17 protein-coding genes are annotated in these 22,440 nt (G+C 69.4%); 8 read left to right on the top strand and 9 right to left on the bottom strand.

The genetic code is table 11. The features are described 5' to 3' along the window. Window positions 1-105: 105 nt before the first annotated feature. Window positions 106-255, bottom strand: coding sequence for a hypothetical protein (locus VGB75_04760; GenBank protein HEY0166335.1), 150 nt, complete (start codon window positions 253-255; stop codon window positions 106-108). Between the two features lie 286 nt (window positions 256-541). Between VGB75_04760 and VGB75_04755 the strand changes: the two genes are divergently transcribed. Continuing rightward, window positions 542-1,048: a glutathione peroxidase gene (locus VGB75_04755; protein ID HEY0166334.1), complete on the top strand. Its 507-nt coding sequence runs from the start codon at window positions 542-544 to the stop codon at window positions 1,046-1,048. Here VGB75_04755 and VGB75_04750 read toward each other — a convergent pair. From VGB75_04750 to VGB75_04740, 3 genes are all read right to left on the bottom strand, one after another. After that, window positions 1,045-2,475, bottom strand: a complete 1,431-nt coding sequence (locus tag VGB75_04750; protein ID HEY0166333.1) for a dihydrolipoamide acetyltransferase family protein — start codon at window positions 2,473-2,475, stop codon at window positions 1,045-1,047. The genes VGB75_04755 and VGB75_04750 overlap by 4 nt on opposite strands. Window positions 2,476-2,563: 88 nt before the next feature. Then, complete coding sequence (locus VGB75_04745; protein HEY0166332.1) at window positions 2,564-3,538, bottom strand: alpha-ketoacid dehydrogenase subunit beta; 975 nt, start codon at window positions 3,536-3,538, stop codon at window positions 2,564-2,566. A 148-nt stretch (window positions 3,539-3,686) separates the two neighbouring features. Beyond that, the gene (locus VGB75_04740; GenBank protein HEY0166331.1) at window positions 3,687-4,802 is read right to left on the bottom strand and encodes a thiamine pyrophosphate-dependent dehydrogenase E1 component subunit alpha; all 1,116 of its coding nucleotides are present in this window, start codon (window positions 4,800-4,802) and stop codon (window positions 3,687-3,689) included. A 362-nt stretch (window positions 4,803-5,164) separates the two neighbouring features. On the opposite strand from VGB75_04740, the gene VGB75_04735 reads away from it, so the two are divergent. Next, window positions 5,165-5,593: a CBS domain-containing protein gene (locus VGB75_04735; GenBank protein ID HEY0166330.1), complete on the top strand. Its 429-nt coding sequence runs from the start codon at window positions 5,165-5,167 to the stop codon at window positions 5,591-5,593. A 27-nt stretch (window positions 5,594-5,620) separates the two neighbouring features. Here VGB75_04735 and VGB75_04730 read toward each other — a convergent pair whose 3' ends face one another. Further along, window positions 5,621-7,663 carry an AAA family ATPase gene (locus VGB75_04730; protein ID HEY0166329.1) on the bottom strand — a complete coding sequence of 681 codons (2,043 nt, stop codon included), beginning with the start codon at window positions 7,661-7,663 and terminating at the stop codon, window positions 5,621-5,623. Between the two features lie 249 nt (window positions 7,664-7,912). Continuing rightward, entirely contained in the window at window positions 7,913-13,510 is a 5,598-nt protein-coding gene (locus tag VGB75_04725) for a putative Ig domain-containing protein (protein ID HEY0166328.1), read from the bottom strand. Window positions 13,511-13,885: 375 nt separating this feature from the next. Here VGB75_04725 and VGB75_04720 point away from each other — a divergent pair, with 375 nt between their 5' ends. Genes VGB75_04720 through VGB75_04700 form a run of 5 tightly spaced genes read left to right on the top strand, consistent with a single transcriptional unit; the run spans window position 13,886 to window position 16,318 of the window. Then, window positions 13,886-14,440: a GNAT family N-acetyltransferase gene (locus VGB75_04720; protein HEY0166327.1), complete on the top strand. Its 555-nt coding sequence runs from the start codon at window positions 13,886-13,888 to the stop codon at window positions 14,438-14,440. Continuing rightward, window positions 14,437-14,733, top strand: coding sequence for a hypothetical protein (locus VGB75_04715; protein ID HEY0166326.1), 297 nt, complete (start codon window positions 14,437-14,439; stop codon window positions 14,731-14,733). The genes VGB75_04720 and VGB75_04715 overlap by 4 nt, the downstream gene beginning before the upstream one ends. Window positions 14,734-14,742: 9 nt before the next feature. Continuing rightward, window positions 14,743-15,240: a tail fiber protein gene (locus VGB75_04710; protein HEY0166325.1), complete on the top strand. Its 498-nt coding sequence runs from the start codon at window positions 14,743-14,745 to the stop codon at window positions 15,238-15,240. Between the two features lie 22 nt (window positions 15,241-15,262). Continuing rightward, window positions 15,263-15,772: a tail fiber protein gene (locus VGB75_04705; GenBank protein ID HEY0166324.1), complete on the top strand. Its 510-nt coding sequence runs from the start codon at window positions 15,263-15,265 to the stop codon at window positions 15,770-15,772. Between the two features lie 15 nt (window positions 15,773-15,787). Beyond that, window positions 15,788-16,318, top strand: a complete 531-nt coding sequence (locus VGB75_04700) for a tail fiber protein (protein HEY0166323.1) — start codon at window positions 15,788-15,790, stop codon at window positions 16,316-16,318. 155 nt (window positions 16,319-16,473) lie between these two features. Here the strand turns inward: VGB75_04700 and VGB75_04695 are convergent, their stop codons facing one another. From VGB75_04695 to VGB75_04685, 3 genes are all read right to left on the bottom strand, one after another. After that, entirely contained in the window at window positions 16,474-18,300 is a 1,827-nt protein-coding gene (locus tag VGB75_04695; protein ID HEY0166322.1) for a phosphoenolpyruvate carboxykinase (GTP), read from the bottom strand. 245 nt (window positions 18,301-18,545) lie between these two features. Next, window positions 18,546-19,958, bottom strand: a complete 1,413-nt coding sequence (locus VGB75_04690) for a metallopeptidase TldD-related protein (protein HEY0166321.1) — start codon at window positions 19,956-19,958, stop codon at window positions 18,546-18,548. After that, a complete protein-coding gene (locus VGB75_04685) occupies window positions 19,958-21,463 on the bottom strand; it encodes a TldD/PmbA family protein (protein ID HEY0166320.1) in 1,506 nt (501 codons plus the stop codon). The genes VGB75_04690 and VGB75_04685 overlap by 1 nt, the downstream gene beginning before the upstream one ends. Window positions 21,464-21,577: 114 nt before the next feature. Between VGB75_04685 and VGB75_04680 the strand changes: the two genes are divergently transcribed. Next, window positions 21,578-22,429: an alpha/beta fold hydrolase gene (locus tag VGB75_04680; GenBank protein HEY0166319.1), complete on the top strand. Its 852-nt coding sequence runs from the start codon at window positions 21,578-21,580 to the stop codon at window positions 22,427-22,429. Window positions 22,430-22,440: the final 11 nt, after the last annotated feature.

The following is a 22,440-nucleotide window of genomic DNA, read 5'->3' as shown; positions in this document are numbered from 1 at the left end:
AGGAGAGCAACCTGCCGGCCAGACGGCGAAGGCCCGTCCGGCATCGGTGAGGATGACCGGACGGGCCTGGTGTCCTGGCGGCTGCGGCTGGCGCGGCCTGAGCGCTCAGGCGCTGTAGGACTTCTGCTGGCCGTGGTAGTTCTGGTGTGCTGCCATCGCCAGCAGTTCGCTGCGCATCGCCGGCGACGCGCTCACTAGCGCGCGCTCGTACTGCCGGTATGCCCGCCGTGCACGGAACTTCCGCTTGATGTCCATTTCGAGCTCCCTACTGCCTTGCGGCCTGATGAGTGACGTCGCTGTCTTCATCGGGGCTGGCTGGGCGGGCGATCGTACGTCAAGCTTCGTTCGTCCAGCTGGGCCGTGCTGCCTCGATCTGTTAACCAGCATATCAGATTCTCTTAACAGATCCAACCTGCTGACCACGTTATGCCTAACGCCATTAGCTCGGCCAGATATTCCGCCGGCGGGCTGGGCGCCTACCGGCAGCCGCCTGAGACAGGCGTGGGCCGGGGCTGGGCCCGCGCTGGCTAGGCTGGCCCGCATGTCGATCTCAGATGTGCAGATAGCCCCGTTGATCGCCCCGCAGGCAACCGGCGCCGACAGCGCGGCCACCCTCGCGCCCCAACCCGGCGTCACCACCCTGGTTGTCAACGTCGCCTCTCAGTGCGGGCTCACTCCGCAGTACGAGGGCTTGGAGTGGTTGCAGCGTCAGTTCGCAGACCGAGGCTTCACCGTCCTGGGAGTGCCGTGCAACCAGTTCAACGGCCAGGAGCCGGGCAGCAGCGAGCAGATCGCGCAGTTCTGCTCCACCACGTACGGAGTCACCTTTCCGCTGACCGAGAAGGTCCAGGTCAACGGCCCGCAACGGCACCCGCTGTACGCCGAACTCGTCGACGTGCCCGACGCCGAGGGCTACACCGGGGACATCCGGTGGAACTTCGAGAAGTTCCTGATCGACCCGTCCGGACAGGTGGTGGCCCGGTTCGCCCCGGCCACCACGCCGGAGTCCGCCGAGGTGGTCGCGGCTATCGAGGCCGCATTGGCCTAGAGCAGTGCCAGGCCGGGGTCGCGCAGCACCGCCGCGACGTCGGCGAGGAATTGCGAGCCCTGCTGGCCGTCCACCGAGCGGTGGTCGAACGAGATCGCCAGCTGGGTGACCCAGCGCGGCTCGATGCGCTCGTCGTCTCCGGCGCCCACCACCCACGGCTGCCGGCGGATCGCGCCGAAGGCCAGGATCGCGGCCTCGCCGGGGTTCAGGATCGGAGTGCCGGTGTCTATGCCGAACACCCCGATGTTGGTGATGGTGAAGGTGCCGCCGCTCATGTCGGCCGGTGAGGTCTTGCCGGCCCGGGCGGTGTCGGTGAGCGTGCCCATCGCCTGAGCCAGCTCCAGCAGTGACATCGACTCCGCGCCCTTGATGTTGGGCACGATCAGGCCCCGCTCGGTGGCCGCCGCGATGCCCAGATTGACGTAGTGCTTGATCACGATCTCCCCGGCTGCCTCGTCCCAGGTGGAGTTGATGATCGGAGTTCGCTTGGCGGCCCACAGCACCGCTCGGGCGACGAACAGCAGCGGCGAGACCTTGACGCCGGCGAACTCGGGCCGGGCGCCGATCCGCTTGCGCAGGTCCATCATCTCGCTGACGTCGACGGTGACGAACTCGGTGACGTGCGGCGCGGTGAACGCGGAGGCGACCATCGCGGCGGCGGTGTGCTTGCGCACACCCTTGATCGGGATGCGGGTCTCAGCGTCGCGGGCCGGCACGGCGATGGCCGCGACGGGGGTGCTGACGGCCTGCTCGACGTCGGCGCGCGTGATGGTGCCGTTCGGGCCGGTCGCCACCACGGCGCCGAGGTCGACGCCCAAGGTCTTGGCGAGCTTGCGGACCGGCGGCTTGGCCAGCACCCCGCGGTGCGGGCTGAGGACGGCGGTCGCCGCGCCCGTGCCCGGAGTCAGGTTGAACGCCTCGTTGGCTGTGGGCGCCGGCACCGCGGCCGAAGGCTGCTCGCGCTTGCGCCGCCGGCCGCGCTCACCGGAGACGCCGTAGCCCACCAGCACGGCCTGCCGCTCACCGCCGGCTGCGGCGCCTGCGCCGTTGGAGGCGGTGCCGTCGACACCGCCGTCCGGTGGCGGCGTCGGAATCAGGTCCTCAGCGCCTCCACCGACTGGAGTCTCGGGGACGGCCGGAGGCGGCTGGCTGCTGCCGGCCGGCCCGCCGGTCAGCTCTCCGCTGCCCACCTTGAGAGTGATGATCGGCTGGCCGACATCGACGGTGACGCCCTCTTCAAAGTGGATCTCGTGCACCACGCCGGCATAGGGCGAGGGCAGCTCCACCGCTGCCTTGGCGGTCTCGACCTCGACCAGCACCTGGTTGACGACCACCGGATCGCCGACCTTGACGTCCCAGCGCAGGATGTCGGCCTCGGTCAACCCTTCCCCTACGTCGGGAAGTTTGAATTGCTTCAGCTCAGCCACGATTGCGGTCTCTCCTGGAATCAGCTCAGTGAGCGGTGTCGGCTCTGTGGGGCTCGTGCGGCTTGTCTGGCGCGGTACGGCAGGCGCGCTAGTAGGCCAGGGCGCGGTCGACGGCGTCGAGGATACGGTCGACGTCGGGCAGCCACTCCTCTTCGATGCGGCTGGCCGGGTACGGGGTGTCGAAGCCGCCGACCCGCAGGATCGGCGCCTCGAGTGAGAAGAAGGCCCGCTCCTGCACCCGGGCCGCGACCTCAGCGCCCATGCCCAGGGTCACCGAGGCCTCGTGCACTATGACCAGCCGGCCGGTCTTCTGCACCGACTGCACCACGGTGTCGGTGTCCAGCGGCGACAGCGAGCGCAGGTCGATGACCTCGAGTTCTGAACCGTCCTGGGCAGCGGCGCGGGCGGCGTCCAGCGCGGTGGCGACCATCGGACCGTAGGCGACCAGCGTGGCGTCGCGCCCGGGACGGATCACGTGCGCCTTGTGCAGCGCCGCGGGCGTGGCGTCGGTGTCGACCTCGCCCTTGGCCCAGTACCGGCGCTTGGGCTCGAAGAAGATCACCGGGTCATCGCACTCGATGGACTGGCGCAGCATCCAGTAGGCGTCCGAGGGGTTGGAGCAGGTCACCACCTTCAACCCGGCGGTGTGGGCGAAATAGGCCTCCGGGGACTCCGAGTGGTGCTCCACCGCCCCGATCCCGCCTCCGTAGGGGATCCGGACGGTGATCGGCATCTTCACCTGGCCGAGGGACCGGTTGTGGAACTTGGCCAGCTGACAGACGATCTGGTCGAAGGCCGGGTAGACGAAGCCGTCGAACTGGATCTCACAGACCGGCCGGTAGCCGCGGATCGCCAGCCCGACCGCCGAGCCCAGGATGCCGGACTCGCCGAGCGGCGCGTCGATCACCCGGTCCTCGCCGAAGTCCTTCTGCAGGCCGTCGGTGATCCGGAAGACGCCGCCGAGCTTGCCGACGTCCAGCCCCATCACCAGCACCTTGGGGTCGGCTTCCATCCGGTTGCGCAGCGCCGCGTTCAGCGCCGCGGCCATGCTCATGGTGCTCATCGGGCCTCCTCGCTCTTCGCGCGAGCGCTCATCGCTGAACTCGCTCCGCTCCTCGCTCCGCTGCGATGCTCGCTCATGCGTCTCTGGCTCTTCGCGCGAGCGCTCATCGCTGAACTCGCTCCGCTCCTCGCTTCGCTGCGATGCTCGCTCATCGGGCCTCCTCGAAGGAGTTCAGGTACTCGGCGTAGCCGGCCCGCTGCTCTGCCAGCTCATCGGTCTGCTCCGCGTAGACATGGTCGAACGGTGACAGCGGACCGGGGTCCTCCAGCGTGCGGCAAGCCTCGCGGATCCGCTCCGCCAGCGCCTCTGACTCGGCGTCCAGGCCGTCGAAGAAGTCCTGGCCGATGCCCGCCTCGCGCACCAGGTAGGCACGCACCCGCTCGACCGGGTCGCGCAGCCGCCAGGTCTCCAGCTCGTCGGTCAGCCGGTAGCGAGTCGGGTCGTCGGAGGTGGTGTGCGCGCCCATGCGGTAGGTGTAGGCCTCGATCAGCGTCGGGCCCTGGCCCGAGCGCGCCTCGTCCAGCGCTAGCCGGCTGACCGCCAGGCAGGCCAGCACGTCGTTGCCGTCGATCCGGATGCCTGGAAAGCCGAAACCGGAGGCGCGCTGGAACAGCGGCACCCGGCTCTGGCGCTCGACGGCCTCCGAGATCGCCCACTGGTTGTTCTGGCAGTAGAACACCACCGGCAGGTTTCCCGCCGCCGCCCAGATGAAGGCCTCGTTCACGTCGCCCTGGCTGGAGGCTCCGTCACCGAAGAAGGCCATCACGGCGGTGTCGCGGTCAGGCTCGCCCGAGCCCACCGCGCCGTCGCGGGCCACGCCCATCGCATAGCCGACCGCGTGCAGGGTCTGAGCGCCCAGCACGATCGTGTAGAGGTTGAAGTTGTTCTCGTTCGGGTTCCAGCCGCCGAGGCTGACCCCCCGGAACATTCCCAGCAGGGTCACCGGGTCGACATCGCGGCACCAGGCCACCCCGTGCTCGCGGTAGGTCGGAAACGCCATGTCCTGGGTGCGCAGCGCCCGTCCGGCGCCGACCTGGGCGGCTTCCTGGCCGAGGCAGGACGCCCACAGTCCCAGCTCACCCTGCCGCTGCAGCGCGGTGGCCTCGGCGTCGAAGCGGCGGACCAGCACCAGGTCGCGGTACAGCGAGGTGATCTCGTCGTCGGTGATGGAAAGCGGAAAGTCCGGATGCTCCACCCGGACGCCTTCGGGAGTCAGGAGCTGGACCAGGTCCGGCTCCGGGGGGACGCCTCCATGCAGCGACATCAGGTCTCCTCGCGTCTCGAGCACCGGCCGCGGGATCACCGCGGGTGCCGTCTGGCTTGCCTGGCCTGGCTGAGGCGGCTCTGCCAGGCGCAATGATGTTATTTTCTGGCGAGTCTGGCCCCGGGCGAGCTCAAGGATGGCGAGCACCCGTGGTGACTGCGTGCCTCATAGTCGCATGAACTACCCGCAGCTGTGGGCCGCTCTGGCTACCGGACGGTAACACCGACGCGCGATGGCGGTGAATTCCGTGCCCGGGGTAGGTCAGGTCTGCCAGGCGCGGGGCTGGTGGAGACTTTCGAGGCTGGCAGCACTGCACTAGCGTCTGTGCTCGGGGGCCAACCAGCGACCAACCAGGAGGCCAGATGCTCATCTCCGATATCTTGCGGCGCAAAGGTTCGACCGTCGTCACCATCTCCGCCGACGCGACGGTGACCGAACTTGTGGCCAGCCTGGCCGAGCACAAGATCGGAGCGCTGATCGTGGTCGAGGACGGCCAGACGGTCGGCATCGTCTCCGAGCGCGACGTGGTGCGCCGGCTGCACCAGACCGGCGGCCAGGTGCTGGACCTGTCGGTCTCGGAGCTGATGACCACCTCGGTGATCAGCTGCGGCCCGACGGACAAGGTGGACGACATCGCCGCGGCGATGACCGAGCGGCGCATCCGCCACATGCCGGTGCTCACCGAGGGCGAGCTGTCGGGCATCGTCACGATCGGCGACGTGGTGGCGGCCAGGATCGCCGACCTCGAGCAGGCCCAGGGCCAGCTTGAGAGCTACATCACCCAGGGCTGAGCCGGGCGCGCAGGTCCAGCGGCGCGCTCAGCCGGCCAGCTCCGCCGGCAGTGGCTGGCTGTGCACGACGGCCAGCCGCGACACCGCCCTGGTCCAGCAGACGTAGAGCCGGCGCAGGCCGGCCAGCCGGCTCGGCTCGGCGGCCACGATCTCGGCTGGCTCCAGCAGCACCACCGAGTCGAACTCCAGGCCCTTGGCCGCCGTCGCCGGGACCACCGTGACCCGGCCCGCGGCCTCCTGGTCCACCGCGGCGGCCCGAACGCCGGCCGCGGCCAGCTCGGCCAGCACCCCGGCCACCCGGGCGTCGGGCGCGATCACCGCGATCGACCCCTCGGCAGCCAGACAGCGTCGCAGCGCCTCGACCAGGTCGGCGCCGTAGCTCAACGCCTGGTCACCGGCCCGGATCGAGGACGCGGGCGGCACGTCAGCGGCGATGTGCGGCAGCAACCGGTTGGCGACCTGCAGCACCTCGGCGGGCACCCGGTAGCCAATCGTCAGCGGCTTGATCTGAGCCGCCGGGTGGCCCAGGTGGGCCAGCGCCGCCGGCCAGGAGCCGGCTGCCCAGGGCGCGGTGGTCTGAGCCTGGTCGCCCAGCACGGTCAGCGAGCCGAGCGGGCACCGGCGAGCCACCGCCCGGCACTGCATCGGGGACAGATCCTGAGCCTCGTCGACCACGACATGGACGTAGCCGTCGACGCCGGTGATCAGCCCGGCCAGCTCGTCGAGCAACACCAGGTCAGCCGGTGTGAACCTGGCGTAGTCGGCGGCCCTCGTCCGCTTGGCCGGCTGCCTGACCGGCGCCGGCTGAGCTGCCGCGGCCCAGCTGAGCAGGTCCAGCTCCTCGGCGCTGAACTGGCCGCCGGCGCAGCGGCGGGCGAACTCTCCCTCGGTGTAGAGCCTCACCAGCACGGCGCGCGGGTCCAGCGCCGGCCACACCGAGTCGAGGAACTCCCGGACTGCGACGCTGCGGGCCACCTTGGCCGTCTCGGCGTCCGAGGGCGCGCCACCGGCGTCCTCGCGCTGGCGCCGGACGTCCTGAGCCAGCAGCTGCCGCAGCCGCTCACGGGCGCTGTCCCAGCGGAGCTCGCCTGCGGCCATGCTCCGGCGCGCGTCATCGACATAGCGACGCAGCCGCTCCACCGCGATCCGGTGCCGACGGGTGCCCACGATCGGCACCACGTCCTCTGTCGGCTTGGCGATGTGGCTGAACACCGCTCGCCGCAGCAGCTCGGCCATCCGGGCGTCGCCTTTGAGGATCGCGACCGGCACCGGCTCGCTGCCGCGTGCCGGCAGGTCAGAGACCAGCTGGTCGACGGTGCTCTGCTGGATGCCGTTCTCGCCCAGGGCAGGCAGCACCTGGGCGATGTAACGCAGGAACGCCGAGTTCGGCCCCACCACCAGCACCCCTGACCGGCGCAGCCGCTCCGGGTAGCTGTAGAGCAGGTAGGCCGCCCGGTGCAGCCCCACCGCGGTCTTGCCGGTGCCGGGGGCGCCCTGAATGCACAGCGACGTGTCCAGGTCGGCGCGCACCAGCTCGTCCTGATCGGGCTGGATGGTGGCCACGATGTCGCGCATCGGACCGACCCGCGGCCGCTCGATCTCACCGCGCAGCAGGTCCGAGGCCAGCCCCAGCTCCTCACCGGCGTCCAGGTGCTCGTCCTCGAAGGAGGTCAGGTCGCCGTCGGCGAAGCCGAACCGCCGCCGCAGCCGGACGCCCTGGCGGTCAGCGGTGCTGGCCCGGTAGAACGGCCGGGCGATCGGCGCCCGCCAGTCGATCACCATCGGATCGCCGGAGCTGTCGCGGATGTGCCGGCGGCCGATGTGGAACACCTCGCCGGCCGGGTGCTGGCTGTCGGCGTCACGGTCGGTGCGGCCGAAGAACAGGGGCGCGGCGCTGTCAGCCGACAGCTGCAGCAACCGGTCGGCACGCAGCCGGCCCAGACTCTCACTGGCCAGGGCGTCCACGCCGTAGTCGGCTATCCGGTCGGCCGCCTCACGCATCTGCTCCAGGCAGGCCAGTGACTCGATCAGGTGCCGTCGTTCGGCCAGCAGTAGCGGATCGTCACTCACGATTTGTCAACGCTAGACCTGCCCGCAACTTATTTTCCGCCGTGCGGCTTGCTGCCGTGCGGCTTTTCCACCGTGCGGCTTTCCACCGTGCGGCGATGGGCGCCCACCATCGACTAGGCCCCTCGACACCACGGCTCGACCACCCAACGGCGATCGACCCGGCCCCGTGTGGTCACGGGGCCGGGTCGATCACCGGCTCAGCCAGGCTGGTTCAGCCTCGGCTCAGTGCTACCTGTCCTCGCTGCGTCTCTACTTGTCCTCGGTGCGGCGGCGACGGCTGAAGAACATCAGCGCGAGTCCGGTCAGCGCCAGCGCCCCCGCTGAGGCAGCCGAGGCACGCTGATTGACGCCCAGGCCGGTGTTGGCCAGCCCCCCGCCACCAGCTAGCCCGCCGCCACCAGTTGAGCCCCCGCCGCCAGTCAGTCCCCCGCCGCCAGTGCTCGTGCCGAGGATCGGGTTGGTCGTTCCGGTGCTAGTGCCCAAGGGCGGGTTGACCACCGTCTCGGCGCTCAGGTATCGCGCCTTGCCGTCCGAACCGAGGCCAGCCGACATCATCGTCTTGGAGCCGGTGTTGTTGGGCACCGTGAGGGTGATGCTGAAGTTGCCGGCAGCGTTGGCGAATCCCCGGGCGAGCACCGTCAGCTTCATTGCCTTGCCGCTGCTGCTGTAGTACCAGCCGAGCTCGATCGGCGCCCCCGGCTTGTAGCCGGTGCCGGTAACCGTGATCACCTGGTTGACGTAGATCTTCGACGGCACGCCGCCCAGCTTGCCGGCCGGCTTCGGCTTGGAGGCCGGCAGCGCGACCGCGGCCACCTTGGTCACCTTGAGCGTGAAGTTCTGGGTGGCGTTGGGTGAGATGCCGTTGCTGGCCGTGATGACCAGCGGGTAGTTGGCGCTGGCGGTCACCGACGGGGTTCCGGCGATGGTCGCGGTGCCGTTGCCGTTGTCGGTGAAGGTCATCCCGGCCGGCAGGGCGCCGGTCTCGGTGATGGTGGTGGCGGTCGGGTACCCGGCGGTCGTGGTGACCGTGAAGCTCTGCCCCGCGACGTCTGAGGTGAACGTGACGGTGTTGGCGCTGGTGATCACCGGCGGCGCGTTGACGGTCAGCGTCCAGCTCTGGGTGGCGTTAGCCGTGGCCCCGTTGCTGGCCGTGATGGTGATAGTGAACGCGCCCGCGACCGTCGGGGTGCCGGCGATCGTGGCAGTCCCGTTGCCGTTGTCGGTGAAGCTCACCCCGGCCGGCAGCGTGCCGGTCTTGGTGATCGTGGTGGCCGTCGGGTAGCCGGCCGTGGTGGTCACCGTGAAGCTGCCCGCCGCGCCCTTGGTGAAGGTGGCGTGGTCGGCGCTGGTGATCACCGGCGAGGAGTTCGCCGGCTGCACCGTCAGGGTGAACGCCTGCTGGGTGGTGCCGGCGGTGTTGCTGGCGCCGATGGTCAGCGGGTAGCTGCCGGTCGTGCCGGCCGCCGGCGTGCCGGCCAGCGTGGCGGTGCCATCGCCGTTGTCGGTGAACGTCACGCCCGAGGGCAGCGTCCCGGTCGCCGACAGCGTCGTCGGTGTCGGGTAGCCGGCCGTGGTGGTCACCGTGAAGGCGCCCGCCGTGCCGATCGCGAACGTGGTCGCGTTGCCGCTGGTGATGACCGGCTTCTTGGTGACCGTCAGCGTGAACGACTGGGTCGCGTCGGTGCTGGCCCCGTTGCTGGCCGTGATGGTGATCGCGAAGCTTCCGGCCACGGTCGGGGCGCCGGCGATCGTGGCGGTGCCGTCACCGTTGTCGGTGAAGCTCACCCCGGCCGGCAACGCGCCGGTCTTGGTGATCGTGGTGGCCGTCGGGTACCCGGCCGTGGTGGTCACCGTGAAGCTGCCCGCGACGCCGTAAGTGAACGTGGCGTGGTCGGCGCTGGTGATCACCGGCGAGGCGTTCGCCGGCGACACGGTGAGGGTGAAGGACTGCTGGCGGGCGCCGGCCGCGTTGGTCGCGGTGATCGTCAGCGGGTAGCTGCCGTCGGTCCCGGCAGCCGGCGTGCCGGCCAGGGTGGCCGTGCCGTCGCCGTTGTCGGTGAAGCTCACCCCTGTCGGCAGGGCGCCGGTCTTGGTGATCGTGGTCGCCGTCGGGTACCCGGCCGTGGTGGTCACCGTGAAGCTGCCGGCCGTGCCGATCACGAAGGCAGCGTGGTCAGCGCTGGTGATGCCGGCCAGCTCGTTCACCGTGAGGGTGAAGGACTGGGTGCTGAACCCGGTCGCGTTAGTCGCCTTGAACGACAGGGCGTACGTCCCGCCGGTCCCGGCCGCCGGCGTGCCGGCCAGGGTGGCCGTGCCGTCGCCGTTGTCGGTGAAGCTCACACCGGCCGGCAGGGTCCCGGCGGTCTTGGTCACCGTGTCGGCGGCCGGACTGGTGGTCACCGTGAAGCTGCCCGCCGTGCCCACCGCGAACGTGGTGTGGTCGGCGCTGGTGATGTCCGGCGCCTGGTTGACCGTCAGCGTGAACGACTGAGTGTCATTCGGGGCGACGCCGTTGCTGGCGGTGATAGTGATCGGGAAGGACCCGGCCGCGGTCGGGGTGCCGGCCAGGGTGGCGGTGCCGTCGCCGTTGTCGGTGAAGGTGACACCGGCCGGCAACGCCCCGGTCTTGGTGATCGTCGTGGCGGCCGGAACTCCCGGAGCCGTGGTCACCGTGAACGAGCCCGCCACGCCCAGGCTGAAGCTGTCGTGGTCGGCGCTGGTGATCACCGGCGGCTGGTTGACCGTCAGCGTGAAGTTCTGGGTGCTGTCGGGTGTGACGCCGTCGCTGGCGGTGATGGTGATCGGGTACGTGCCGCCGGTGCCCGCGGCCGGGGTGCCCGCGATGCTCGCGCCGCTACCGGACGGGGTGAAGCTCACCCCGGAGGGCAGCGTGCCGGTGTAGGACACCGTGGTTCCCGCGCCGCCGGAGGTGGTGACCGAGAACGACCCGGGCGTGCCCACTGTGAAGGTGGCGTGGTCGGCGCTGGTGATCACCGGCGACTCCACCACCGTCAGCGTGAAGCTCTGGCTCGCGTCCGGGCTGGCGCCGTTGCTGGCCTTGATCGTGATCGGGTAACTGCCAGCCGTGCCGGCGGCCGGGGTCCCCGCCAGGCTCGCCGTGCCGTTGCCGTTGTCGGTGAACGTCACGCCGCTCGGCAGCGTGCCGGTCTTGCTCAGCGTGGTCGCCACCGGGAAGCCGGCCGCCGTGGTCACCAGGAAGCTGCCTGCCGTGCCGGCCTGGAAGCTGGCGTGATCGGCGCTGGTGATGGTTGGCGACTCGGTCACCGTCAGGGTGAACGCCTGGCTGTCCGATGGGGCGGTGCCGTTGTCGGCGTTGATGGTGAAGCTGTAGTTGCCGCCGCTACCGGTCGGCGGGGTGCCGGCCAGGGCGCCGGTGCCGTCGCCGTTGTCGGTGAAGCTCAGCCACGCCGGCAGGGTGCCGGTGGTGGTCAGCGTCGGGTTCGGGAACCCGCTGGTGGTGACGGTGAACGAGCCCGCCGTCCCCACCGCGAACGAGGTGCTGTTGGCGCTGCTGATGGTCGGCGCGCTGGACACCGTCAGGTTTGCCGCGGTGGAGGTCGCCGAGCTCACCAAGTTGGTGAACACCGCCCGGTACTGATTGCCGTTGTCACCGGCCGCCGCCGTGAAGGTGTAGGTGGGGCTGGTCGCGCCGGCGATGTCAGCGAAGCTGCCGCCGCCGACCGAACGCTGCCACTGCACCGTCGGGGCCGGGAAGCCCGACGCCGCGGCGGTGAAGCTCACCGAGGCGCCCGGGTTGACCGACTGGTCCGAGGGGTTGGTGGTGACCGCTGGCGCCTGGTTGACGTTGACCGTCAGCGTCTGGGTGCCGTTCGGGTTGACCCCGTTGGAGGCGGTCAGGTTGAGCGAGTACGCCCCGCCGGTCCCGGCGGCCGGCGTGCCGGACAGGGTCGCCGTGCCGTTGCCGTTGTCGGTGAAGCTCAGGCCGGTCGGCAGGGTGCCCGTCTTGGTGATCGTGACCGGCGTCGGGTACGCGGTGGCAGTGGTGGTGATCGTGAACGATCCGGCCGTGCCGGTCGTGAAGGTGGCGGTGTTGGCGCTGGTGAAGGCCGGCGCCTGGCTGACGGTGACGGTCAGCGTCTGGGTGGCGTTCGGGTTCACCCCGTTGCTCGCGGTCAGGCTGAGCGGGAAGGACCCGCCGGCGGTCGGGGTTCCCGACAGGGTCGCGGTGCCGTTGCCGTTGTCGACGAAGGTCATGCCGGCCGGCAGCGTGCCGGTCCGGCCGATCGCGGGCGCCGGGTAGCCGCTGGTGGTCACCGTGAACGAGCCGGCCGTGCCGACGGTGAAGGCGGCCGTGTTGGCGCTGGTGATGGCCGGCGTCCGGTTCACGGTGACGGTTGCGGTCGCGGTGCCGTTGTCCAGGGTGGCGAGCACGTGACCGGGACCGCTGCTGGCCTGAGAGTTGTAGGTGGTGCTGGTCGAACCTGAACTCAGGTTCGAGGACGCCGCCGCCAGGGTGGCGCCGCTGGGCAACGGGTCACTCCAGCCGATCGGCAGGCCGGCGAAGGCGTCCAGGTTGGCGGCGCCGATCGCCGAGCCGACCGAGTTCTGGGTGAGCGCGGCGGTGATGGTCGAGGTGGCGTTCGGGCCGACCACGGTGGACGGGCTGGCGGTCGCACTCAGCACCAGCCGCGGCGAGACGGTCGGGCTGCCGGCTGCGGTGTCACAGCCCGCGGTGCCCGGGCCGGTGTTGCAGCCCCACCAGTTGTCGGTGGCGTTCAGGGTGGCGCCGCTGGCGACGCCCAGGGACGCGCCAGAGCCGTTGGTGGCGACGTTTCCGGTGAACCGGCTGTGGTGCACCTGGGCCGTGCCGCCGATGACCGAGATCCCGCCACCGAAGCGGTTGGCGCCGCCGGTGACGGAGTTGCCGGTGAAGGTCGACTCGGTGACGGTGAGGCTGCCACCCTCGGAGAAAATGCCGCCGCCCTGGGCGATGCCGGTGCCGCTGCCGGCCACCGTGTTGTTGATGAACCGGCTGTTGGTCACGGTCCTCGCGGGAGCAGTGGAGACACCGGAGAGGTGCAGCGCGCCACCGACGTTGATGTTGGCGACGGAGGCGTTGGTGCTGTTGCCGCTGAAGGTGACGCCGGAGACGGTCAGCTGCTCCCCGGAGGCGGTGTCCTGATTCGCGTACGCCACGGCCGAACCCGAGCTGCTCCCGCTGGTGTTGCCGCTGAAGGTCGAGTTGGTGATGGTCAGCGAGCCGCCGAAGAACTGCAGGCCGCCGCCGTACTTGTTGGTGGTCGCGGAGTTGACGTCGTTGTTGCTGATCGTGGAGTTGCTGATCGTCAGGGTGTCGCGGTTGGCCGCGTTTCCGGACCCGGCGATGATGCCCGCCCCGCCGAAGGTGGTGACGGCGCCGTTGGTGATGGTGACGCCGGAGATGCTGGTGGTCACCCCGCCGACGATGGTCGGGTCCAGGTTGAACACCCGGCTCGCGTTGTTGCCGTCGATGACCGTGCTGCCCGCGCCGGCGCCGGTGAGGGTGATGTTGCTACCGGACACCTTGCCCATCTGCAGCTCGCCGTTGGCGAGGGTGTACGTGCCTGCCGCCACGGTGATCGTGGAGGAGGTGGCGCCGGCGTTGTTGGCCGCGCAGACCGCCTCGCGCAGGCTTCCACTCGAGGTGGTCTGGGCCGGGTTGCCGCAGGCGCCGAAGTTGGTGGCCACGTCCGCCGTCGAGGTGACAGTCAGGGTGGCGGCCGAGGCGGTCGGCATGAACACCGCCTGACCGGACACTGCCAATGCCAGCGCCACACCCGCGCGTGCGAGTAGGACAGGAAACGATGACGAGCGGATGTGCGGCATGAAATGTCCTTCGGTGCCCCGTAGCGAGTGTTACCTCGCTGCAAATATGAAATGGAGGTGGTCGACCACGCTCGGTAACGCATGCGTCTGCAAATGTCAACGGGCGATCGAACTGTATCTAGATACGGGGGAATAAGTAACCCGGTTTGCCACAGAACTTTAACACCGTAGACTAGCATTTTTGGGCAAAACGGTACATAAAAATCCCAAAACAGGGTGATCTTTGTGTTATAAAGCTGCTTGCATCACTACAAGTTTTTGTAGGTGATCCCGAGCTGGCGCGCATCCAGCCGAATCAGAGACCGAGGAGGCGCTGGTGCCCAAGACACTCGGGTCGCGCGCTTTCCTAAGCGATGAGGCGACTTAGTGGCGGATTTGACCATCACACTGCGGCCTACCCAGACTTCGGACGCGGCGTTGCTCCTGCGAATCTTCACCGAGGCGCACTGCGCGGACTACGACCGCCTGGGCCTTGACCCCGGCGCCCACGCCAGCCTGATCCAGATGCAGTTCCAGGCCCGGCAAGCCCAGTACCGCGCTTATCCCGGCGCGGCTGAGTACCTGATCTACCCCGACGGCGGCGACGAAGTCGCGTTCGGAAGCTGCTGGCTCAGTGAGAACACCGAAGCGCTTCGGGTGCTCGACATCGCCGTGTTGGCCGAGCACCGGCGCAAGGGCGTGGCCCGAGCAGTGCTCGGCCGCGTCTTCGCGCGGGCCACGGCTGTCGGAAAGAGCGTCGGACTCTCGGTCTGGCACGCCAACACCCCGGCCATCGCGCTGTACCGCGAGTTCGGCTTCGTGCCCGCCAACGTCGACGCGGCCAAGGAGCCCGGAGACCTCGGCAATGGCTACCTGGAGCTGAGATTCTCACCCGACGCCACCGTGACTGCCCCGCACGCCGCGATCAAGCAGCAAGCCGACGCGCGATGAGCCAGCCGCCGAGCGAGGAGTTCGAGGACTACCACGCTCGGGTGGGGCAGTCCTTCACGATGCGCTTCGGTGAGCAGGACGTGATCGAGAGCGTCCTGCTGGAGTGCGAGCGCCGCGGGCCGCAGTCATTCAGCCTGCTGTTCCGGGCCGGCCCGAACGCGCCGCGCGAGCAGGGCACCTACCTGCTCAGCGCCGAGGACTTCGGCCCGAGACCGGTCTTCCTGGTCCCCGTACGTGAGACACCGGATGGCGTGGAGTTCCACGCGGTCTTCAACCAACTGACGGAGGAATGAGAATGCGCCATGAGTGATCCCTACATCGGCGAGATCCGGATGTTCGGCGGTAATTTCGCGCCGGTCGGCTGGCTGCTCTGCCAAGGCCAGACGCTTCCCATCTCGGACTACGACGCGCTGTTCAACCTGATCGGCACCACCTACGGCGGCGACGGCCAGCAGAGCTTCGCCCTGCCCAACCTGCAGTCCCGGATCCCGATCCACGTGGGCAGCGGTTTCCCGCTGGGCCAGACCGGTGGCGCGGAGACGGTGACCCTGAACCGCAATCAGCTGCCTATCCACACCCACCAGCCCGTCGCCGCCGCAGTCGCCTCCAGCCAGTCGCCGAACAACAACTTCTGGGCCAGTTACGCCAACATGAACTACAGCCCCATGCCACCCGCGGCGGCGATGGCGCCGAACGCGCTGAGCCCGTCCGGCGGCAATCAGCCGCACGAGAACATGCCGCCCTTCCTCGCGATCAATTTCATCATCGCGACCGAGGGCATCTACCCGCCCCCGAACTGACCTCGAGACGGAGCGAACCGCAATGAGTGATCCCTACATCGGCGAGATCAAGCTGATCTCGTTCACCTACCCGCCCAGGGGCTGGGCGTTCTGCAACGGCCAACTGCTGCCGATCAACCAGAACCAGGCGCTGTTCTCGATCCTGGGCACCATGTACGGCGGCAACGGCCAGACAAACTTCGCCTTGCCCAACCTGCAGGGCCGGATGCCGGTGCACCAGGGCGTCAACCAGGGCGCCTACAACGTCGGCCAGGCCGCCGGCGAAGTGGCGCACACCCTGACGATCAACGAGATGCCGGCCCACGTGCACCCGGCAGTCTCCCGTTCCTCGGCATCGAACCCCGGTGTCAGCCCGGCCGCCGCGATTTGGGCCACCGCGCCCTCAGCAGCCTTCGCACCCGCCCCGAACACGCCGATGAACCCGGCGGCGGTGGCCAACACCGGGAGCAGCCAGCCGCACGAGAACCAGGCGCCCTATCTGGTGCTGAACTACGTCATCGCCCTAGTGGGCATCTTTCCGAGCCGGAACTAGAGACGGAGCGCGACCGTGACTGACCCATTCCTCGCCGAGATCAGGATCTTCGGCGGCAATTTCGCACCCAGGGGCTGGGCGCTGTGCAACGGCCAGCTGATGTCGATCTCGCAGAACACCGCGCTGTTCGCGCTGCTGGGCGTCACCTACGGTGGCGACGGCCGGGTCACCTTCGGGTTGCCCAACCTGCAGGGCAGTGCCCCGATGCAGCAGGGCCAGGGCCCGGGGCTGTCGCCACGCACGCTCGGTGAGATGGGCGGCTCCTCGACGGTGACCCTCATCAATTCCGAGATGCCGCTGCACACCCACACCGCCCTGGCCTTCGACGACAGTGGCACCAGCACGTCGCCTGCCAACGCCACCTGGGCACAGTCACTTAAGGGCCGGGTGGGCGAGAACCTGTACTCGAGCCAGCAACCCGACATGTTGATGAACTCACAAACCGTGCTGCCGACCGGTGGCAGCCAGCCGCACAACAACATGCCGCCCTACCTGACCGTCACCTTCATCATCGCGCTGGAGGGGATCTTCCCGCAGCGCCCGTAGTCCTGCCCGTAGTCCTGTCCGAGGTTCTGCCGGACGTCAGACAGCAGACCGATCGCGGTAAGACAGCAGACAGCAACGCCCGAGGAGCCAGTCGGCTCCTCGGGCGTTTGCTGTCTGCCTCGTGTGCGGGGTTCAAGCCCAGTCGTGTGCGGGGCTCAGCCCAGCCGGAGCTTGAGCGAGGCCAGTTCGTCACGCAGCGAAGACGGCACCTTGTCACCGATCTTGTCGAACCACTCCTCGATCGCCGGGATCTCAGCGCGCCACTGCTCGGGATCGACGGCCAGCGCCTGGCTCAGCTCGTCCTGGCTCAGCTCAAGGCCCTCGACATCGAGGGCGTCGGGCGCGGGGACCCGGCCGATGGGGGTGTCCACGGCGGCGGCCCTGCCCTCGATCCGCTCGATCGCCCACTTCAGCACCCGGATGTTCTCACCGAACCCGGGCCACAAGAACCCGCCGTCGGCGTCCCGGCGGAACCAGTTGACATAGAAGATCTTGGGCAGCTTGACGGCGTCGGCGCTCTTGCCGAGCTCGATCCAGTGCGCGAAGTAGTCCCCGGCGTGGTAGCCGATGAAGGGCAGCATGGCCATCGGGTCCCGGCGGACCACGCCGACCTTGCCGGCGGCGGCCGCGGTGGTCTCTGAAGAGAGGGTGGCGCCCATGAACACGCCGTGCTGCCAGTCGCGGGCCTCGGTCACCAGCGGGATGGTGTCCCGCCGCCGGCCACCGAAGAAGATCGCGTCCAGCGGGACGCCCTGCGGGTCATCCCACTCAGCGGCCTTGGTGTCGCACTGCTCGATCGGCGTGCAGTAGCGGGAGTTGGGGTGCGAAGCCGCCTCGGCCGAGTCCGGCGCCCAGTCCCGGCCCTTCCAGTCGGTCAGGTGCGCCGGCGGCTCGCCCATGCCTTCCCACCAGATGTCGCCGTCGTCGGTGAGCGCGACGTTGGTGAACAGCGAGTTGCCCTTGGCGATGGTGCGCATCGCGTTGGGGTTGGTGTGCCAGTCGGTGCCCGGCGCCACTCCGAAGAAGCCGTTCTCAGGGTTGACCGCGTACATCCGGCCGTCCTCGCCGAACCGGATCCAGGCGATGTCGTCGCCGATGGTCTCGACCTTCCAGCCGGGCAGCGTCGGATCGAGCATCGCCAGGTTGGTCTTGCCGCACGCGGAGGGAAACGCCGCGGCGATGTAGTAGGACTTCTGCTGCGGGCTGGTCAGCTTCAAGATCAGCATGTGCTCGGCCAGCCAGCCCTCGCCCCGCGCCTGCGCCGAGGCGATCCGCAGCGAATGGCATTTCTTGCCCAGCAGGGCGTTGCCGCCGTAACCCGAGCCGTAGGACCAGATCAGCCGGTCCTCGGGAAAGTGCACGATGTACTTGGTCTCGTTGGAGGGCCAGGCGATGTCGACGGCGTCGGGTCCCAGCAGCGGCGCGCCGAGTGAGTGCAGGCCGGCGACGTAGGGCTGGTCCACCCCGTCCTTGACGAACAGGTCCAGGGCCTTGGAGCCCATCCGGGTCATGATGTGCATCGAGACGACCACGTAGGCCGAGTCGGTGAGCTCGACGCCGAGCATCGGCTTGTCGGCGGTCAGGGGGCCCATGCAGTACGGGATGACGTACATCGTGCGACCGCGCATCGAGCCCCGGAACCGCTCGGTCAGCAGCGCCTTCATGTCGTCGGGGTCCATCCAGTTGTTGGTGGGACCGCAGTCGGCAGGATCCTTCGAGCAGATGAAAGTGCGGTCCTCGACCCGGGCGACGTCGGAGGGGTCAGATGCGGCGTAAAAGGAGTTGGGCTTCTTGGCGTCGTCGAGCCGGATCAGGGTGCCGGCCGCGACGAGCTGCTCGGTGAGCCGATTCCACTCCTCGGTCGAGCCGTCGCACCACACGATCTGGTCGGGCTCGGTCAGCTCAGCGGTCTCTCGTACCCAGCGCAGCAGGCCGGAGTGGTCGGTGGGGGCGGTATCCAGGCGGACGACGGTGCTCGTCATGATGAGAACTCCCTTGTCAGTCGACGGTGACTGGCCGGTGCCGCGGACGGGCGACGGATTCGCGCCACAGTCCCTACAGGCATGTTCGGAGGGTAATAGGCGGGAGCGCTTACAAGCCCGTCCAGAACCCTGCGTCACCGATCACAAGCCGCACGGTCGCGAGGCAACCGCAGCCATACCCCCGTTAATACGGGCGTTTCAACGTTCTGCTACCCAGCCGACCATGGCCCAGGTCACAGTGCCGCCTATGAGGCCTGGCTCACAGTGGAGAGGTTGAAGTCCCGTACCCGTACGGCCGGCATGGCGGTCCGGGTGAAGTAATCGCCCCACTCGCGGGGCAGGGTCTTCTCGGTGCGGCCCACTTCGACGATCCGGCTCAGCAGGTCGACCGGGGATTCGTTGAACCTGAAGTTGTTCACCACGCCGCGGACCTTGCCGTCCTCGATCAGGTACACCCCGTCCCGGGTGAGGCCGGTCACCAGCAGGGTCTGCGGATCGACGGTCCGGATGTACCAGAGACAGGTCAGCAGCAGGCCGCGCTCAGTGCCGGCGATCAGCTCGTCCAGGGACTTGGCGTCGGCGTCGTCGGGGCCTTGCATGATCAGGTTGTCTACGAAGGGCACGTGAGGCTGACCGGTGCGCTCGGCCCAGTTGCGGGTGCGCTGCAGGTTGCTCAGCACGCCGCCGTCGATCCAGCGGGTGGCCGCCACCGGCGCCCCGTTGTCGAAGACCGACTCCTCGCCGCCCTCGGTGACGACCTGGAACGGGAGGGAGGGCATGCCTGGTTCGGCGGGGTCCGAGCGCAGGGTGATCCCCAGCGGCGCCAGCGCCTCGCCGAGCCGGGTCTTGCCGTCGCTGGCCGCGAAGACGCTGCGTCCCTCCTCGGCGTCGCGCGCGGTGGCGGTCCAGTACAGGTAGATCATCAAATCGGCCACTGCCGTGGGCGGCAGCAACGTCTCGTACCTGCCCGCCGGCAGGTCGATCCGGGTCGCCGACCAGTCCAGCCGCTTGGCCAGGTCCGCGTTCATCGCCTCGACGTCGATGTCGCTCCAGTCCCGGGTCTGCGCGCCGGCCCAGGCCGACCGGCTCAGGTCGCGGGACTTGGCGTTCATCTCCAGCCGTCCGGTGGGCTGGTCGTGCCGGCGGCGCAGGCCGGTGGAGGAGGCCAGGAAGATCGAGGACATCAGGTGCTCGGCGTATCCGTAGAGCAGCCGGTCGGCCTGCTCGGCGGCGGCGAAGGCCCGGCCCAGAGCCGGGGCGAAGTCGCTGAACACCTCGATGCCGGTGGCCGTGGCGGGCGCGTCCCAGTCGTCGGAGTGGGGGTAGGGCTCGATCAGCGGCGCCGCGTCATCGGCGGGTGAGGCGGCGCGGGCTGCCGCCTCGCTGGCCGCGACCAACGCGCCCAGCTCGTCAGGGTCGGCGATGGCCCGCGACACCGCTGCCGACGTGGTGCCCTGCTCGCCGTCCACCATCGAGATGACGGTGAGCTTGCGCGAATGCGTCTGGCCGTTGGTGGTGAGGCTGTTGCCCGCCCAGCGCAGGTTCGCGCCGGTCAGCTCCTCACCGATCACCACGCAGCCGGACACGCTGGACAGCGCCAGCGCCTGCTCGACCAGCTGCTGGATGGTGGTCCCGCCGGCTTCGGTGGTGCTGGTCATCATCGGCCGCCCTCGGTCACGGTGTTGAGAACATTGACATCGCGAAACAGCGCCGACGGGCAGCCGTGGGACACCGCGGCCACCTGTCCGGGCTGGCCCTTGCCGCAGTTGAAGGCGCCACCCAGCACGTAGGTCTGCCGGCCGCCGACAGCCTCCATCGAGCCCCAGAACTCGGTGGTGCTCGCCTGGTAGGCCACATCGCGCAGCTGACCGGCCAGCCGGCCGTTGGAGATCTTGAAGAACCGCTGGCCGGTGAACTGGAAGTTGTAACGCTGCATGTCGATCGACCAGGACTTGTCGCCCACCACGTAGATGCCGCGCTCGACGCCGCCGATCAGGTCCTCGGTGGAGCGGGAGTCCGGGCTCGGCTGCAGCGACACGTTCGCCATGCGCTGCAACGGGATGTGACCCGGGGAGTCGGCGAAGGCGCATCCGTTGGAGCGGCCCAGCCCCTTGGCCGCCGCCATCTGCCGGTTCAGCTGGTACCCGACCAGGACGCCGTCGGAGATGATGTCGAAGTCCGCGGTGGCCACCCCCTCGTCGTCGTAGCCGATGCTGGACAGGCCGTGCGGCACGGTGCGGTCACCGGTCACGTTCATGACCGGGCTGCCGTAGCGCAGGCTGCCGAGCTTGTCGAAGGTGGCGAAGGAGGTTCCGGCGTAGGCCGCCTCGTACCCCAGCGCCCGGTCCAGCTCGGTGGCGTGGCCGATCGACTCGTGGATGGTCAGCCACAGGTTGGACGGGTCGACCACCAGGTCGTAGCGGCCCGGCGCCACCGAGGGGGCCTTGACGTGCTCGGCCAGCAGCTCCGGCAGCTCGGTCAGCTCGGCCTCGAAGTCCCAGCCGGCGCCGGTCAGGTACTCCCAGCCGCGTCCGGCCGGCGGCGCCAGGGTGCGCATCGAGGAGAACCCGCCGTTGGCCCGGTCGACCTGCACCGCGGTGAGCTGCGGGTGCATCCGCACCCGTTGCTGGGTGGTCGTGGTGCCGGCGGTGTCTGCGTAGAACTTGTTCTCCAGCACCTGCATGAGGCTGGCGTCGACGTGGTCCACCCCGGCCGCGCCGCGCAGCAGGTCAGACAGCTCCGCCAGCCTGGCGAGCCGCTCGGCCGGCGCGACCTCGAAGGGGTTGAGGTCATAGGCAGAGACCCAGCTGGCATCGGGGTACGCCGGCTCGTCGGCCAGTTCGACGGGGTCCGAGCTGAGCACCCGGCTCAGCTTCGCGGTGGCCACCGCCTGCTCGGCCAGCCGGGCGGCGGCCTCGGGCGTGCGGTCGATGCCGCTGGCGAAACCCCAGGCGCCCTCGTGCACGACCCGGACCGCCAGGCCTAGGTTCTCGTCATCGGAGCTGGAATCGAGTTGGCCGTCGCGCAGTGCCAGCGAGGCCACCCGGACGCGCTCAAGCCGGAAGTCGGCGTGGGAAGCCCCGAGCTGGCGGGCCCGGCTGAGCGCCGCGTCCGCGAGGCTTGAGGTCGGCAGTGCGAGAAACGCGGCGTCGATGCTGGCCATGAGAACCGATAGTAGAGGCAGCCGCACTTGCCACCGGTCTCGCGTTGCCCGCCCCAGAAAGCTACGGTAGCGTAGGTTACGCATCAGTAACATGCTCCGGCAGGAGGTCCGGCGATGACCACGGTGACGCCCCGCACGCTTGAGCTGCACGGTCATCCGCTCAGCTACGCCGACGTCGGCGCCGGGCCTGCCGTGCTGTTCGTCCACGGCCTGCTGGGCTCGCACCAGCACTGGGCGCATCTGATGCAGACCCTGGCCGCCGAGCGCCGGTTGATCGCGCCGGACCTGTTCGGCCACGGCGCCTCGGCCAAACCGGTCGGCGACTACTCCCTCGGCGCCCACGCCGCGACCCTGCGCGACCTGCTTGACCGGCTCGAGGTCGCAGAGGTGACGTTGGTCGGGCATTCCCTGGGCGGCGGCATCGCGATGCAGTTCAGTTACCTGTTTCCCGAACGGGTGAAACGGCTGGTGCTGGTCAGCAGCGGCGGCCTCGGGCGTGAGCTGAGCCCGCTGCTGCGAGCGGCCGCGCTACCCGGCGCCGAGCTGGTGCTGCCGGTGATCACCTCGCGCTGGCTGCGACAGCGGACCGCGACGCTCGCCGGCGGGCTGGCCCGGCTGGGCGTCAGGGCAAGCGCGGATGTGAGCGAGGCTTGGCGGGGCCTGGGCTGCCTCGACGAGGCCGAGGGTCGGCGCGCCTTTCTGGCCACCCTTCGATCGGTCATCGACCCCGGCGGGCAGACCGTGACGGCCTGGGACCACCTGCCGATGGCCGCCAGCGTGCCGACGATGCTGGTCTGGGGCGCCAAGGACCGGATCATCCCGTCCTGGCATGCCCTCAGCGCGCGAACCGGCTTTCCCGGTTGCCGGGTCGAGATCTTCCAGCGGGCCGGGCACTTTCCGCATCTGGCCGAGCCCGAGCGGTTCGCCGCGCTGCTCCAGGAGTTCATCGCCGACCCCGACGCCTGACACAATTCCCG

The organism is Jatrophihabitans sp., from assembly GCA_036399055.1.
GTDB lineage: Bacteria > Actinomycetota > Actinomycetes > Mycobacteriales > Jatrophihabitantaceae > Jatrophihabitans_A.
This window is presented reverse-complemented; position numbering and strand designations above follow the sequence as displayed.